Here is a 15,761-nt window from a genome sequence, read left to right as displayed (position 1 = left end):
CTGAACGCCCGAAGCTGGACATAATTTTACTGCCATTGAGATTATGTGAGCAAATTCCTCTGACCTGGCACCGGATGATAATTTTTGTCAGGATGGTGCAGACAGCCGGGTATATAAATTACAATGAAGCGAGGAGAACGTCGTGCTAGAAGATTACCGTAAGCACGTAGCCGAGCGTGCCGCTCAAGGGATTGTCCCTAAGCCGTTAGATGCTGCACAAGTAGCTGCACTGGTAGAACTACTAAAAAACCCACCTAAAGGTGAAGAAGATTTCCTGTTAGACCTGCTAACCAACCGCGTACCCCCTGGTGTTGACGAAGCAGCCTATGTAAAAGCTGGCTTTTTAGCCGCTATCGCGAAAGGCGAAGCCGCCTCTCCTCTTATCTCCCCTGAAAAAGCAGTCGAACTACTCGGTACTATGCAGGGTGGATACAATATTCATGCGCTGATCGAAGCTTTAGATGATGCTAAGCTTGCGCCAATCGCTGCCAAAGCGCTTTCACACACTTTATTGATGTTTGATAACTTCTATGATGTGGAAGAGAAAGCCAAAGCAGGTAATGAATATGCTAAGCAAGTCATCGAGTCATGGGCCGATGCAAAATGGTTCTTAGAACGTCCTGAATTAGCTGAAAAATTAACTGTAACTGTGTTCAAAGTGACTGGTGAAACTAACACTGATGATTTGTCACCAGCGCCTGATGCATGGTCACGTCCTGATATTCCGTTACACGCATTGGCGATGCTGAAAAACGCTCGCGATGGTATCGTACCTGATGATGCCGGTAACGTCGGCCCCATCAAGCAAATTGATGAGTTAAATAAGAAAGGTTTCCCATTAGCTTACGTTGGTGATGTTGTAGGTACGGGTTCTTCTCGTAAATCAGCAACTAACTCTGTACTGTGGTTTATGGGGGATGACATTCCATTCGTTCCTAACAAACGTGGTGGCGGTGTTGTGCTTGGTGGTAAAATTGCCCCAATCTTCTTTAACACAATGGAAGATGCAGGAGCACTACCTATTGAGGTTGATGTTTCTAAACTCAATATGGGTGATGTCATTGATATTTATCCGTATAAAGGTGAAGTTCGTAACCATGAGACGGGCGAGCTGCTAGAAACATTTGAACTCAAAACAGATGTATTGATTGACGAAGTTCGTGCTGGCGGTCGTATTCCACTGATCATTGGCCGTGGTTTAACCACAAAAGCACGTGAAGCACTTGCTTTAGAGCCAACAAACGTTTTCCGTCATGCAAAATCTGTAGCACAAAGCAACCGTGGTTTCTCTTTAGCTCAGAAAATGGTGGGTCGAGCTTGTGGCCGTACTGGTATTCGCCCAGGCGAATACTGCGAACCTAAAATGACCTCTGTTGGTTCTCAAGATACCACAGGGCCAATGACACGTGACGAATTGAAAGATTTGGCGTGTTTAGGTTTTTCTGCAGATTTGGTGATGCAGTCATTCTGCCACACTGCTGCTTATCCAAAACCTGTCGACGTGACTACTCACCATACACTACCTGATTTCATTATGAACCGTGGTGGGGTTTCTTTACGTCCGGGCGACGGTATTATTCACTCATGGCTAAACCGTATGCTATTGCCTGATACTGTTGGTACAGGCGGTGATTCACATACTCGTTTCCCAATTGGTATCTCTTTCCCTGCGGGTTCCGGTTTGGTTGCGTTTGCAGCCGCAACAGGGGTTATGCCTCTGGATATGCCTGAATCCGTACTGGTTCGCTTTAAAGGTGAAATGCAACCGGGTATCACATTACGTGATCTGGTGCATGCGATCCCATTATATGCGATTAAAGACGGTTTACTGACAGTCGAGAAAAAAGGTAAGAAAAACATTTTCTCAGGCCGTATTTTAGAGATTGAAGGTTTACCTGAGCTAAAAGTTGAGCAAGCGTTCGAACTTGCTGATGCTTCAGCTGAACGTTCTGCGGCAGGCTGTACCATTAAACTGGATAAAGCGCCAATCATTGAATACTTACAGTCCAATATTACACTGCTGAAGTGGATGATTGCTGAAGGGTATGGTGATCGTCGTACGATTGAGCGTCGTATCAAAGGGATGGAAAGCTGGTTAGCAGATCCTCAATTGCTTGAAGGCGATGCTGATGCAGAATATGCCGCAGTAATTGAAATCGATTTGAATGAAATCAAAGAGCCAATTCTGTGTGCACCGAATGACCCTGATGATGCACGTTTATTATCAGCAGTACAAAACGAGAAGATCGATGAAGTATTTATCGGTTCTTGTATGACAAACATTGGCCACTTCCGTGCGGCGGGTAAACTGCTTGATCAACACAAAGGTCAATTGCCAACACGTTTATGGGTTGCACCACCAACTAAGATGGATGCGGCACAGCTTACTGAAGAAGGCTACTACAGCGTATTTGGTAAGAGTGGGGCACGTATTGAAGTCCCAGGTTGCTCGTTATGTATGGGTAACCAAGCACGTGTTGCAGATGGTGCAACGGTTGTTTCAACCTCAACGCGTAACTTCCCTAACCGTTTAGGTACAGGTGCAAATGTGTTCCTCGCATCAGCTGAGCTTGCTGCAGTTGCTTCTCTGCTAGGTCGTTTGCCGACGCCTGCTGAGTACCTACAGTTTATGGATAAGGTTGATGAAACGGCAGCGGATACTTATCGCTATCTGAACTTTGATCAATTAGAGCAATACACTGAAAAAGCAGATGGCGTTATTTTCCAAACTGCTGTTTAATCACTGATTTAGTATTGATTAAAAGGCTCTGGTTTCAGAGCCTTTTTTATTTCTGGTGGAATACTCATTATGGCAAAAAAATAATTAACAAGCTATTTTCCCGATGAGGTATGTTTGTCAGTTTACATAGGTTTTTATCTAAAAATCGCAGTTCCTCATAATAACATCATGTTAAATAAGGTTTTTTGACTATTCACTGTTGAATGTAACTCACTTGTGTTTTATTTCACAAATATTTAACAATCTCACAAAATGAAAAGAAAGAAAATATTAGCATTGTTTAGCAATGAGCGGCCTGTGTATATTTATTTTGTCTAAGTGAATATAACTATAGGTGCCTTATGTTAAGTAAAAATATGATTTCAATATCAGTTACGGCGCTAGTATTCTCTATTTCTGCTTATGCAGCTCAACCGGAAGGGTATCCTGCTGATTATCAGAAATTGGTTGATGGTGCTGTAAAAGAAGGAAAAGTCGTAATTTATTCGACGACTGATATTAAAGCGGCTGAGCCATTAATTAAAGGTTTTGAGGAACAGTACCCAGGTATTAAAGTTGAATATAACGATATGAACAGTACCGAGTTATATAATCGTTATATTAGCGAGCAGGCAGCAGGTGCGGCGAGCGGTGATGTAATATGGAGCTCATCAATGGACACTGCACTGAAACTTGCATCAGACTATGCTAAACAATATTCCTCACCTGAATTGGCTCAGCTACCAAAATGGTCGGTTTGGAAAGAAAAAGCGTATGGTACGACTTATGAGCCGGTTGTATTTATTTATAATAAACGGCTCATTCCTCAAGCTGATGTTCCTGATTCACACGCCGCTTTAGCCAAATTGATCGCTAGTCAACCTGAAAAATTTAAAAGTAAAGTCACCACTTACGATATCCAAAAATCGGCAGTAGGGTTTATGTTAGCGGCGCAAGACGCAAAACAGGACGCAAATTATTTTTCCCATTTAGCAGACATAGGCAAAGGCGGATTAACTGTTCAATCCTCAACAGGCACTATGATGGAGCGTGTTTCTTCAGGGGAAAATTTAATTGGATTTAATATTTTAGGCTCTTATGCAGAAAGCCGAGCAAAAAATGATAGCTCAATGGGGATTATATATCCGAAAGACTACACTTTAGTGTTATCACGAGTGAGCTTTATTAGTGATACTGCCAGCAATGAAAATGCAGCTAAACTGTGGTTGGATTATGTCCTTTCAGAAAAAGGGCAAAATATATTAGCAAATAAAGCTGATATTCCTTCAATCCGTAATGATATTGAAGGTAATAATGATATTAATGGGCTCACCAAATCATTAGGTAATGCTTTAAAACCTATCCCCGTAGATGAAAGCCTTCTCGAATATCTACAACCTAGCCAACGTTTAGAGTTTATTAAACAGTGGCGTACTGCGACAAATAAATAATCGAGTCATTTTATTCAGTTTTATGCCTCCCTGACTATACGGGAGGCGCATATCTATAGAGTATCTATTGGCATAATCTGTGAGGTAATTTATGCAATTATGGCGTAGAAAAATGCAAAGTTTGCCACGTGGCTTTGTAGTTATGATAACGGCATTGGTTATTTATGTTCCTCTGTCATTTATTATTATTCAAAGCTTTCTTTCGGCTCCTTTCTTTTCTCCTTCGAAAGTGTTTAGTTTCGAAGCATTCGAATTTATTTTTACTGATCCCGATTTCTATAAAGCCTTAAAAACAGGCTTCCTATTAGCATTTGGCTTAGTTGTTATTGCCATACCTCTTGGGTGTATTCTCGCATTTTTGATGATAAGAACAGATTTGCCCGGTAGGCGTTTTATTGAACCTTTAATTCTTGTACCAATATTTGTTTCACCGATGGTTTTAGGGTTTGGCTATGTTGTTGCAGCAGGACCTGTAGGATTCTTTTCATTATGGGTTGAGGAACTACTTGGTTTTGTACCTTGGAATATTTATTCACTGACCAGTATTGTCATTATTGCAGGGCTAACCCATGTTCCTCATGCATATCTCTATATCTCTTCGGCGCTACGTAGTGTCGGTTCTGATGTGGAAGAAGCAGCTCGTACCGCAGGGGCAACACCATTACAGGTGATGACCGCGGTGAGTTTACCAATGGTTCGGCCTTCAATTTTATACGCTACAGTATTACTGTTTTTTCTTGGATTAGAGGTATTTGGCTTGATGTTAGTGCTAGGTGATCCTGAAGGTCATTTAGTGCTTTCAACTTATTTGTACCAATTAACAAATAAGTTAGGAACTCCCTCATATCATCTGATGGCAGCGGTTGCTGTAGTACTCATTTGTATCACTATTCCGTTAGTGCTGCTACAACGGGTGTTGATGCGAACAGCTAATCGTTTTGTCACCATGAAAGGTAAGGCGTCACAAGCGCGAGCGCTTCCATTAGGTAAATGGCGCTGGTTAGCAGGTAGTGTCGTTATATTGTGGCTTGTTATCACTATTGGTGTGCCTTTGATGGGCGTCGTACTGCGTACCTTTGTGGCAAACTGGGGTATCGGCGTACCTATTATAGAACAGTTTTCATTAAATACTTTTGTCACAATTTGGCAGCAGCCAAATTTAATACGCGCAATTATCAATTCAATGGCGATCGGGGTGATCGGTGGGGCACTGGCAGTGATTTGTTATTTGTTTATCGGTATTGCAATGCATCGTAAACCTGATAATGCAACTCGATTCCTCGACTATAGTGTATTAGTTCCTCGCGCCGTTCCAGGGTTACTAGCCGGATTGGCATTTCTATGGGTTTTTCTATTTCTTCCTATGTGGCTAGATAATTCCTTGAAAACAGGCTGGTTATCTGAGCTATCTAATGCGCAATGGTTACGTGAGCATGTGGTAACTGGATTGCGTTCACTTCGTAGCACCATGTTTAGTGTTTGGTTGGCGTATACCGTGGTATGGATGGCTTATGGGCTGCGGTTGATTTCTTCCACCTTACTGCAAGTTGCACCTGAACTTGAAGAGGCTGCCCGCAGCTCGGGCGCTCGTCGAGGTCAAATTACTCGCCATGTCACTATCCCATTATCACGTTATGGATTGATTGGCTCTTGGCTACTGATGTTTTTGATTTTTGAGCGAGAATACTCAACGGGGGTTTATTTGCTTTCTCCAGGAACAGAAACCATTGGTTCAATGTTGGTTTCTTTATGGGCTGCTGGGGCTATTGATATCGTCGCTGCATTATCTTTTATTAATATCTTGTTTGTGGTGCTGGGCTTAGGGATTGCACTGCGTTTTGGAGTGAAATTACATGATTGAATTAACAGTAGATAATTTGCACTTAACTTATGGCGACAATCCTGTGTTAAAAGGTGTGTCAATGCAGCTTCATCGTGGAGAGGTCGTTTCATTATTAGGCCCATCAGGTAGCGGTAAAACGACACTATTACGCGCCGTTGCAGGATTAGAAAAGCCGACTAAAGGAACAATAGTGATTGGTGAACATACTGTATTTGATGGTCAATCACATCGTGAGATCCCTGCTGAAGAGCGTAACCTTGGGCTGGTATTTCAGTCATATGCATTGTGGCCACATAAAACAGTTTTTGAGAATGTTGCTTACCCACTTAAATTACGTAAAACATCAGCAAAGGAAATAACTCATAGAGTGCAAGCTGTTTTAGAACAATTAGGTCTTGGGCAATTGGGTAAGCGCCATCCACATCAATTATCAGGTGGTCAGCAGCAACGCGTTGCGATAGGCCGAGCTTTAGTTTATAGCCCACCTGTTATTTTATTGGATGAACCTCTGTCAAACCTAGATGCTAAGCTTCGTGAGGAGGCCCGTGTTTTTTTACGGGAGCTGATTATTAAATTAGGACTGTCTGCGTTAATGGTGACTCATGATCAAAATGAAGCCATGGCAATTTCTGATCGTATTTTATTACTTAATAATGGGGTGATTGAGCAGCAAGGAACACCACAACAAATTTATAGCCGCCCAGCATCCTTATTTTCAGCTGAGTTTATGGGGAGTAATAATCGCTTATCGGGGGTGGTCACTGAAATATCTCATGGACAGGCGCAAATTGAAGGTAAAGATTGGGTATTAAGAGGCCAAGTAGGAGAAGGTTTAACCGTTGGGCAAAAAGGGATTGCCGTGATACGTGTTGAGCGCGTACGCTTTGCTGGGTCACAACAGGAAAACGTACTTGAATTACCATTGCTGACAAGTATGTACCTTGGCGATCGCTGGGAGTATCTATTCCGCACTGTCGCTGAGGATTTTGTTGTAAGAGCTTATGGGAGTGACTCTCGTTCCCAAGCTATGGTTCGCTTACTGTTACCGGCAGATGACGTGTGGGTTTTTCCAAATAATTAAGTTCTAATTGAATTGCTCCTGATAGGGTGTTTTCAATCATTGAAGGAGCAATCACCTAATTTTATCGATAGTTTGATATTTCAATAAGGTTTAAATCCGGATCTCTAATATAAATAGATAAAATAGTTCCCATTGCGCCAGTACGTTTGACGGGTCCATCAATAATAGTCACTTTTTGGTTTTGAATATGTTCAATAACCTGTTCTAGCGGTATATCACTGATGAAACATAAATCAAGTGAGCCAGGAACAGGTAAATGCGCTTTGGGCTCAAATTCTTTGCCATATTGGTGAATATTTATTTTTTGCTGACCAAACTGTATCGCGTAACGCTGTTCACCAAATGCGACTAATTTCATTTTTAAGACTCTAGTGTAGAAATCAATACATAAATCTTGATTTGTGGTCGTTAGGACTAAATGGTCGAGATGGTTAATCATGAGTTAACAAGCCCTCCAAATGTTTTATCTGTTGATTCATAATCACTACCCACTTTTACTTAGTTTATTTTAGTGCAATGCTGAAAAGTGTTGGCGATTTCTGTGCGCTTTATTGCATAACAATGTTAATTTTATAGGAACAATAATACTTAACTAGGGGTATAATTAAGCATAATAACGTCTGGTGGAGGTGAGTTATGGATTACCAATTTTTTCAAGATATTACAGGCGAGATATCAGCGAAATTTTCGATGGATCATGAGGCAATCGGTTATTGGCTAAATGAAGAGATCAAAGGTGACTTAAGTTTACTTGAAGATATTGAGAACAGTTACGAATCAGTTAAAGGGAGCGAAAAACAGTGGGAGCTTGTCGGTCATGAATATACACTGCTGTTGGATGAAGAAGAAGTCATGATCAAAGCGAACCAGCTCGCTTTTGAAACTGATGGGTTAGAAGAAGGAATGAGTTATTATGATAATGAAAGCATTGCTTTTTGCGGTATTGATGACTTTCTTAGCATGCTTAACGAATATAGACGATTTGTCTTAGAAAACAAAAGACAATAAACTTTTGTATTGACATGTTGTCAGATTTTAATAATTACAGTTATTATTTAACTGTGATGCCACATGATTAACCTCTAAAAAGGCTAATTTTGGGAGAGTGTGGCTACTTTACTTATCATTGTTCAATTTAAAAATTCGAGGGCTTTATGAATACTGATGATGTTACAGGAGCGTTGAATGACGCGACTAGCTGGTTTGCGGCAAATCAGGATCTGTTAGTTCAGTATGCGGTGAATATTGTTTCTGCCATTATCATTCTCATTGTCGGTATGATGATTGCGAAATGGGTCGGTCGTGGTTTACACCGTGTAATGACTCTGCGGGGTATTGATGCGACAGTCAGTGATTTTTTATCAGCAATTGCTCGTTACACTATCGTTGCATTCACATTTATCGCAGTACTAGGAAAAATTGGTGTTCAAACAGCCTCTGTTATCGCTGTAATGGGTGCCGCTGGTTTAGCGGTTGGTCTAGCGTTACAGAATTCATTGGGTAACTTTGCGGCTGGTGTTTTGTTGGTTGTATTTAGGCCACTACGCGCTGGTGAGTATGTGAAGATCGGTGCTGTTGAAGGTACAGTACAAAATGTACAAATTTTTTCTACTACGCTAAAAACAGCGGATGACCGCATTATCGTTATCCCTAACGGTAAAATTATTGCAGATAGTATTATTAACGTCACTCGTGAGCCAAACCGCCGTACTGATATCACTGTTGGCGTGGCTTATGACTCAGACATTGATGTAGTGAAAAAAGTGTTGGGTGATATTGTTGCTGCTGATAGCCGTATACAACATGACAAAGGTGTGACTATTCGTTTGCATGAGATGGCACCATCATCATTGAATTATTTGGTGCGTTTTTGGACGACTAATGGTGATACATGGCCTGTTTATTGGGATCTGATGGAAAACTTTAAACGTGCTCTTAATGAGCACAAAATTGGTATTCCTTTCCCTCAAATGGACGTGCATTTACACCAGCAATCACAAACTGTCGTCAAAAATCAATCCGCTGAGTAATATTGGATTAAGAGACAAAACTGGGTATCGTATGTTGAATGCGTTACCCAGTTTTCATTTCTGCTTTTTACCATTTCCTTATCCTTACAGTAAAAGTAGTTTTACTAATGTTGCATAAGAATTAATAATTTTCACTAATAATTATTTATCGATAGAATCATGGCTATCGAATGAATAATTATTAGGAATTTATGCATGTTTACTATTTATTTGCAGGGTGCGCTATTAGGGGCTGCAATGATCCTTCCCCTAGGTCCACAAAATGCCTTCGTGTTACAGCAAGGAAGCCGAAAGCAATACCATATCATGAGTGCATTTTTATGCTCTTTAAGTGACACTCTGTTAATTGTTGCAGGGGTATTTGGCGGCAGTGCTTTACTCAGCCAATCTGAAATACTGATGCAATTGATTACATGGGCTGGGGTTGGGTTTTTAACATGGTATGGGTATGGAGCTTTTCGAACGGCGTTTAGCAGTGATGAAGTTGTATTAGACGCAGAAAATCAGATTGCTAGCCGTTGGCGAGTGATCGCGACGTTATTTGCCGTTACATGGTTAAACCCGCATGTTTATTTAGATACTTTTGTAGTATTAGGCAGTGTAGGAGGGCAATTAGAGAGCCAATTACGCCCTTGGTTTACTGCCGGTGCATTAACTGCTTCTTTTGTTTGGTTCTTTGCGTTAGCGATGTTAGCAGCATGGTTTTCACCTGTACTGAATAAGCCTTTGTCGCAACGTATTATTAACGTGTTTGTTGGTACAGTGATGTGGTTTATTGCTTTTCAATTAGCAAAGCAAGGATTAGGGTACTAGCAATTTCTTATTAATCTGAAAAGAACTTTACATTGAATGTGCTAAGGTTGATGTAGGTTGCGATGAATTGATAATATCGCCGCAACTTTCTTGTTATTATTTCTTAGGAGGTCCTGTGAAGTTAAAGTCTTTAGTTCTTGCCGCCATGATGGCGGGTATTGCAGTTCCCACTATTGCACAAGCCAATCCACTTCCTGAAGGCCCACATATTACTACATCGGGTAATGCAGTGATTAAGGCATCACCGGATATGGCAACATTAAATATTAATGTTGAAGTGACCGAAAAAGATGCCGCAGCCGCGAAAGCGGGTGTTGATAAACGTGTTGCTGAATATTTTGATTTTTTAAAACAAAATGGCATCGAAAAGAAAGATATTAATGCTGCGAACGTACGTACTCAGCCTAAATATGAGTATGACAAAGAATCACAAAAATCATCAATTGTTGGCTATACCGCAGTCCGTTCTGTTGAAGTTAAAGTGACTAAGTTAGATCAACTGAATACACTGCTGGATGGTGCTTTGAAAGCAGGGCTGAATGAAATCAATTCAGTTCAGTTTGGTGTCAATAACCCACAAAAATATCGTGATGAAGCACGCGAAAAAGCGATTACCAATGCGATTGAGCAAGCTAGCGCGTTAGCAAAAGGTTTCAGTGTTCAATTAGGGCCTGTGTATAGTATCAACTATCGTGCTCCAGATGCGGTTCCATACCCAGCACCTGTGATGAACTACCGTGCGAAAGCTGTGCTTGCTGCTGCCCCTGAACGTGATGTTAACGAAACTTATGAGCAGCAGAGCATTGATTTTAATGATCAAGTTGATGTGGTTTTTGAGTTAAAACGTTAAATTTCTTCTTGTTTCAACATTAGGCGTCCTGTTTTGAGCAGGGCGTCAGTTACTTTTTTCATCGTACGGCTTTCTGGTGCAAAACGATGCCAATAAAGCATACGACGTTGACATAGCCCTGGTGTTAAATCCACCAATTCACCACTTTTTAGTTCATTTGCTATCTGCAAATGAGGGATCATACAACAGGTCGAACCCTGTTTAGCTAATTGCACGAAAGCTTCTGATGAATTCACGATATGACAGGGAACACTTCCTGGTGATAAACCAAAGTTTTGTTGCACAAAGGCTTGATGCATATCATCAAGGTGGTCGAAGGCAACCGCAGGTGCTTTTAGCAGTGATGAACGTGTGACGCCATCAGGGAAATAGGTTGCTGCAAAATCAGGTGATGCAACAAAAAGGTAATCCAAAGCCCCCAATTTATCGACAAGGCACCCCGGTAGTGCTTGTGGCTGAATACTGATCGCACCAACAACTTCCCCACGCCTTAAACGCTCTTGAGTTCGGGTCTCATCTTCCACTTGGATATTCAAGCGTATTGGCGTGTTGCCTAATACAGGATTGAGCGCAGGTAACAACCAAGTTGCCAAACTATCGGCGTTGACTGCAAGTGACAGTAATAATGGTGTTGAACCACCATTTTCATCGCCAAGCCATTGCTCTTCCAATAATTCTACTTGGTGAAGCAGTGCTAGCAATTTCTGCCCTTGCTCTGTGGGATGCGGTGGTACTGTCCGAACAAGCAGTGGTTGGCCAAACAGATTTTCTAATTGCTTGATCCGTTGTGAAACAGCAGACTGTGTAATACACAGTTTTTGAGCAGCTCGCTCAAATCCTCTTTCACGAATGACAGCATCCAGTGCTTGCAACGCGCGGTAATCAGGGCGCTTCATTGGGGTATTCTCCTTATCGTTATTCTACGTCTTAATATGCCATAGTTTGTTGCAGAACACTTGAAATATTAATGACATTGTGTAAATCACAGAATACAGCGAACAAAGCTGAACTTGTCGGGTGTCCGGTATATACTGTTAACACAAATTCCATTTACTTTTTAAATAGCAGAAGGTATGGGCATGACTCAGGATGAATTAAAAAAAGCAGTAGGTTGGGCGGCATTAGATTATGTAAAACCAGGCACGATCGTTGGTGTTGGTACAGGTTCTACTGCTGCCCATTTTATTGATGCACTCGCGACAATAAAAGGTCAGATTGAAGGCGCAGTTTCCAGCTCTGAAGCGTCTACAGCAAAACTTAAGGCGTTGGGTATTCCTGTTTTAGACTGTAATGATGTTGATTCATTAGATGTTTATGTTGATGGCGCAGATGAAATTGACCATCACATGAATATGATCAAAGGAGGTGGTGCGGCGTTAACGCGTGAAAAAATCGTTGCTGCTATCTCAAAAACATTCATTTGTATTGTTGATCAATCAAAGCAAGTCGACGTATTGGGTAAGTTTCCACTGCCAGTTGAAGTGATCCCAATGGCGCGTAGCTATGTGGCTCGTGAACTGGTGAAATTGGGTGGTACGCCTGAATATCGTCAAAATGTCGTGACTGATAATGGTAATGTGATTTTGGATGTGCACAATTTAAGTATTGTTGATCCCGTTGCTCTTGAAAATAAAATTAACGGTATCGCAGGTGTCGTAACAGTTGGTTTATTTGCGAACCGCGGTGCAGATGTTGTATTGATGGGAACCTCGGAAGGGGTTAAAACCATTAAATAGTATTTCAGATGAAATTAAACCAGTGATTATTTTGCTGGTTTAATTTTTTATATTGATTTTTCTGGTAGCAATTATTAGTAAAAAAATTCACTATTTTTTATTCATCACTATTTTGGTGATATATCTCACACTAATGCTTATAACATAGGCAAAATCCTTATTTTGTGTTACCGCCCCTGATTTTCTTCCGTATAACTTCTTTTTCTTCGCGCTAGATAGTTAGGGCTAGGCAAACGATTGTATTGATACTGTGCCATTTTTTGCTATGTTGGTAGGCGGAGATTCATCTGTTACGAATTTTAAGCATGATAGGGTAGGGTAAATGGTCAAGGTATCTTTGGAAAAAGACAAAATTAAGTTTTTATTATTGGAAGGTGTTCACCATAGCGCTGTGGATAACCTAAAAGCGGCAGGTTATACCAACATTGAGTATCACAAAAGTGCACTGTCGGATGAAGAATTAAAAGAAGCAATTAAAGACGCACGTTTTGTTGGTATTCGTTCCCGTACTCATTTGACTGAAGAAGTTTTTGCTGCGGCTGAAAAATTGGTTGCAGTAGGTTGTTTCTGTATTGGAACTAACCAAGTTGATTTAGATGCCGCGGCTAAACGTGGGATCCCTGTCTTCAATGCGCCTTTCTCGAATACTCGTTCCGTTGCAGAGATGGTACTTGGCCAATTATTATTATTACTGCGTCGTATCCCTGAAGCGAATATGAAAGCACACCGTGGCATTTGGGAAAAGCAAGCTAAAGGCTGTTTTGAAGCACGCGGTAAACGCTTAGGTATTGTTGGGTATGGTCATATTGGTACGCAGCTGGGTATTTTAGCTGAAGGGATTGGTATGGATGTCTACTTCTATGACATTGAAAATAAACTCCCTCTAGGTAACGCAACACAAGTTCGTTCAATGGCCGAGCTATTGAATATGAGCGATGTGGTGAGCTTACATGTGCCAGAAACAGCAAGTACTAAAAACATGTTTGCGAAGCCTCAATTTGAACTGATGAAACCAGGGGCAATTTTTATCAATGCTTCACGTGGAACAGTTGTTGATATTCCTGCTTTAGCAGATGCATTAGAGAGTAAACATTTATCAGGGGCGGCGGTAGATGTGTTCCCAACCGAGCCTGCTGGTAATAATGATCCTAATGACCCATTTATCAGTGAATTGATTAAATTCGATAATGTGATATTAACACCACATATCGGTGGTTCTACTGAGGAAGCTCAAGAAAACATTGGTTTAGAAGTTGCGAGCAAATTAGCGAAATATTCTGATAATGGTTCAACATTATCAGCAGTCAACTTCCCAGAAGTTTCTCTACCAGTACATACTGAAGATACTAACCGTTTGTTGCATATTCATGAAAACCGCCCAGGTATGATGAATAGCATCAACCAAGTGTTTACAGAGAATAATATTAACGTGGTGGGGCAGTACTTGCGTACAACAGGTAATGTGGGCTATGTGGTGATTGATATTATTACTCAACAGCCTGACCAAGCTGATGATATTTTACTGAAAGTGAAGGAATTACCGGGAACTATTCGCGCTCGTTTGTTATTCTAATCACTGATCTATACTCTAAATATTTTGAGGTGCAGCTAGGAAACAAGTGAAGATAGCTGGGGAGCATAGATAATTATGTGACTCGGCGAGCGTAGCATAGTCGCTTATACCTTAATGAAAAGCCCTGCAATTTGAAGTATAACGAGTATAAAGTGAATGTAATGGCACTGTTTATGCAGTGCCATTGTGATTATATTCAATACGCTAGCTATCTCTTAGTGGTCTTGTTATCTTATTTTATCCAACTTCGACTAAATAAATATGCCAATTCAAGAGATTGCATTCTATTTAAGCGAGGGTCACAGAGCGATCGGTATTTATAGGATAGATCATTTACATTTATCTCTTGTAACCCGCCAGAACATTCAGTCACTTCTTGTCCTGTCATTTCAAGATGAAGGCCACCAGGCTGTAAATTTTCTTCGTTTAATAAACCAATAAATTGCGTCATTTCATTACTAATATCTGTGAAATGGCGAGTTTTATACCCATTATCAGTGCTTTTTGTGTTGCCATGCATTGGGTCTATCATCCAAATAACAGGCAGTCCTTTTTGTTTGACTGCTTTCAAAAGAGCAGGTAGTTTTTCTTTGATAGTATCCGCTCCCATTCTAATGATGAGGATTATTTTACCGTTTTCATTATTTGGATTTATTTTTGTTATTAATTGAATAAGATCACTGCTATTCATTGCTGGCCCACATTTAATACCAATAGGGTTTTCTATTCCTCTTAGATATTCAATATGTGCCTGATTAATATTACGGGTTCGCTCACCGACCCATACCATATGCGCCGAACAGTTATACCATTTATTATCTGCAGAGTTCTTTCTTGTTAAGGCTTCTTCATAAGGTAGCAGTAATGCTTCATGGCTGGTATATAAAGGTTTACTAATGCCTTCAAGCTTGAAAAGATAATGAGATGTTTTGTATAGCTCCTCAAGGAAAGAAACATAGTGATCTCGTTCAGTTGACCATGGATAAACTTTCATATGTAGTTTGTAATCATACTCGCGGTTTACAGAAGAGTTTATCGCTCTAATAAGATTCAGAGTTGCAGATGAATGATGATATGCATGGACCATCCTTTGTGGATCAGGGGCTCGGCTTCTCTCTGAAAAATCTAATCCATTAATAATTTCGCCTTTATAGCTGGGGAGCTTAATACCGTTTTGTTCTTCATGTGAAGAACTTCTTGGTTTGGCATATTGACCCGCTATACGACCAATTTTTATAATCGGTAAGTGGTTCGATTGATGTATTAACCCCGCCATTTGGTTGAAGGTATACATAAAGTCTCTAGTAACAATAGAGTTTTGGCTACTAAAGGATTCAGCACAGTCACCACCTTGTAAAATAAAAGCTTTACCTTCAGTCGCTAAACTTAGCACACTTTTGAGGTGGTTAATTTCTGATGCTAATACTAAAGGCGGAAAATTTTTTAACTGATTTTGAAAGTAGCTTAGTGCATATTTATCAGGGTATTCAGGTAGCTGTTCTGCGGGGAAATGTTTCCACGATGAAGGAGACCATGAGGTTGATTGATCCTTCTTTTCGGGAGAGAACGACTGAGCTGCCTTGTCGTCGCTATTTCTTCCTGTTAGAACGTCATAGTCGTATGAAAGAAGCATGTTATTTCCTTAACTATTAGAATATCGCTCAA

13 protein-coding genes are annotated in these 15,761 nt (G+C 40.7%); 10 read left to right on the top strand and 3 right to left on the bottom strand.

Translation table 11 applies throughout. The annotated features are described in order from the left end of the window. Positions 1-142 precede the first annotated feature (142 nt). The 4 genes from acnB to AC3Z9T_RS07575 all read left to right on the top strand — a co-directional run bounded on the left by acnB (position 143) and on the right by AC3Z9T_RS07575 (position 7,094). Positions 143-2,740 carry a bifunctional aconitate hydratase 2/2-methylisocitrate dehydratase gene (gene acnB / locus AC3Z9T_RS07590; protein WP_490125596.1) on the top strand — a complete coding sequence of 866 codons (2,598 nt, stop codon included), beginning with the start codon at positions 143-145 and terminating at the stop codon, positions 2,738-2,740. A gap of 341 nt (positions 2,741-3,081) precedes the next feature. Next, positions 3,082-4,170: an ABC transporter substrate-binding protein gene (locus tag AC3Z9T_RS07585; protein ID WP_490125595.1), complete on the top strand. Its 1,089-nt coding sequence runs from the start codon at positions 3,082-3,084 to the stop codon at positions 4,168-4,170. Positions 4,171-4,261: 91 nt separating this feature from the next. After that, complete coding sequence (locus AC3Z9T_RS07580) at positions 4,262-6,031, top strand: ABC transporter permease (protein ID WP_490125594.1); 1,770 nt, start codon at positions 4,262-4,264, stop codon at positions 6,029-6,031. Then, a complete protein-coding gene (locus AC3Z9T_RS07575) occupies positions 6,024-7,094 on the top strand; it encodes an ABC transporter ATP-binding protein (RefSeq protein ID WP_490125593.1) in 1,071 nt (356 codons plus the stop codon). Before AC3Z9T_RS07580 ends, AC3Z9T_RS07575 begins: the two co-directional genes overlap by 8 nt. A gap of 61 nt (positions 7,095-7,155) precedes the next feature. Here AC3Z9T_RS07575 and AC3Z9T_RS07570 read toward each other — a convergent pair whose 3' ends face one another. Continuing rightward, on the bottom strand, positions 7,156-7,533 hold the full coding sequence (locus AC3Z9T_RS07570; RefSeq protein WP_490125592.1) for a VOC family protein: 378 nt from the start codon (positions 7,531-7,533) through the stop codon (positions 7,156-7,158). Between the two features lie 197 nt (positions 7,534-7,730). On the opposite strand from AC3Z9T_RS07570, the gene AC3Z9T_RS07565 reads away from it, so the two are divergent. The 4 genes from AC3Z9T_RS07565 (at position 7,731) to AC3Z9T_RS07550 (ending at position 10,787) form a co-directional block, all read left to right on the top strand. Beyond that, complete coding sequence (locus tag AC3Z9T_RS07565) at positions 7,731-8,102, top strand: YacL family protein (RefSeq protein WP_490125591.1); 372 nt, start codon at positions 7,731-7,733, stop codon at positions 8,100-8,102. Positions 8,103-8,248: 146 nt separating this feature from the next. Then, positions 8,249-9,124, top strand: a complete 876-nt coding sequence (gene mscS, locus AC3Z9T_RS07560; protein WP_490125590.1) for a small-conductance mechanosensitive channel MscS — start codon at positions 8,249-8,251, stop codon at positions 9,122-9,124. 195 nt (positions 9,125-9,319) lie between these two features. Continuing rightward, a complete protein-coding gene (argO, locus tag AC3Z9T_RS07555; RefSeq protein ID WP_490125589.1) occupies positions 9,320-9,937 on the top strand; it encodes an arginine exporter ArgO in 618 nt (205 codons plus the stop codon). Positions 9,938-10,052: 115 nt separating this feature from the next. Beyond that, a complete protein-coding gene (locus AC3Z9T_RS07550) occupies positions 10,053-10,787 on the top strand; it encodes an oxidative stress defense protein (RefSeq protein WP_490125588.1) in 735 nt (244 codons plus the stop codon). Here the strand turns inward: AC3Z9T_RS07550 and AC3Z9T_RS07545 are convergent. Next, complete coding sequence (locus tag AC3Z9T_RS07545) at positions 10,784-11,683, bottom strand: LysR family transcriptional regulator ArgP (RefSeq protein WP_490125587.1); 900 nt, start codon at positions 11,681-11,683, stop codon at positions 10,784-10,786. The two genes, AC3Z9T_RS07550 and AC3Z9T_RS07545, sit on opposite strands and share 4 nt — an antisense overlap. 183 nt (positions 11,684-11,866) lie before the next feature. On the opposite strand from AC3Z9T_RS07545, the gene rpiA reads away from it, so the two are divergent. Together rpiA and serA are read left to right on the top strand one after the other, a co-directional pair. Next, positions 11,867-12,523 carry a ribose-5-phosphate isomerase RpiA gene (rpiA, locus tag AC3Z9T_RS07540; protein WP_490125586.1) on the top strand — a complete coding sequence of 219 codons (657 nt, stop codon included), beginning with the start codon at positions 11,867-11,869 and terminating at the stop codon, positions 12,521-12,523. 322 nt (positions 12,524-12,845) lie between these two features. Beyond that, positions 12,846-14,096 (top strand): phosphoglycerate dehydrogenase, encoded by a 1,251-nt coding sequence (gene serA, locus AC3Z9T_RS07535; RefSeq protein WP_490125585.1) that lies wholly within the window; start codon positions 12,846-12,848, stop codon positions 14,094-14,096. A gap of 232 nt (positions 14,097-14,328) precedes the next feature. On the opposite strand, the gene AC3Z9T_RS07530 is transcribed toward serA, so the two are convergent. After that, the gene (locus AC3Z9T_RS07530; RefSeq protein WP_490125584.1) at positions 14,329-15,729 is read right to left on the bottom strand and encodes a 3-deoxy-7-phosphoheptulonate synthase class II; all 1,401 of its coding nucleotides are present in this window, start codon (positions 15,727-15,729) and stop codon (positions 14,329-14,331) included. Positions 15,730-15,761 lie beyond the last annotated feature (32 nt).

This window comes from Providencia sp. 6390 (assembly GCF_058148425.1).
Note: the sequence above shows the minus strand (reverse complement) of the source record. Positions and strands in the feature narration are given on the sequence as shown.

Excerpts from the sequence above, each read along its gene's own strand:
- AC3Z9T_RS07585 (WP_490125595.1), top strand. The coding sequence starts at position 3,082 with ATGTTAAGTAAAAATATGATTTCAATATCAGTTACGGCGCTAGTATTC.
- AC3Z9T_RS07580 (WP_490125594.1), top strand. The coding sequence starts at position 4,262 with ATGCAATTATGGCGTAGAAAAATGCAAAGTTTGCCACGTGGCTTTGTA.
- AC3Z9T_RS07575 (WP_490125593.1), top strand. The coding sequence starts at position 6,024 with ATGATTGAATTAACAGTAGATAATTTGCACTTAACTTATGGCGACAAT.
- AC3Z9T_RS07570 (WP_490125592.1), bottom strand. The coding sequence starts at position 7,533 with ATGATTAACCATCTCGACCATTTAGTCCTAACGACCACAAATCAAGAT.
- AC3Z9T_RS07565 (WP_490125591.1), top strand. The coding sequence starts at position 7,731 with ATGGATTACCAATTTTTTCAAGATATTACAGGCGAGATATCAGCGAAA.
- mscS (WP_490125590.1), top strand. The coding sequence starts at position 8,249 with ATGAATACTGATGATGTTACAGGAGCGTTGAATGACGCGACTAGCTGG.
- argO (WP_490125589.1), top strand. The coding sequence starts at position 9,320 with ATGTTTACTATTTATTTGCAGGGTGCGCTATTAGGGGCTGCAATGATC.
- AC3Z9T_RS07545 (WP_490125587.1), bottom strand. The coding sequence starts at position 11,683 with ATGAAGCGCCCTGATTACCGCGCGTTGCAAGCACTGGATGCTGTCATT.
- rpiA (WP_490125586.1), top strand. The coding sequence starts at position 11,867 with ATGACTCAGGATGAATTAAAAAAAGCAGTAGGTTGGGCGGCATTAGAT.
- serA (WP_490125585.1), top strand. The coding sequence starts at position 12,846 with ATGGTCAAGGTATCTTTGGAAAAAGACAAAATTAAGTTTTTATTATTG.
- AC3Z9T_RS07530 (WP_490125584.1), bottom strand. The coding sequence starts at position 15,729 with ATGCTTCTTTCATACGACTATGACGTTCTAACAGGAAGAAATAGCGAC.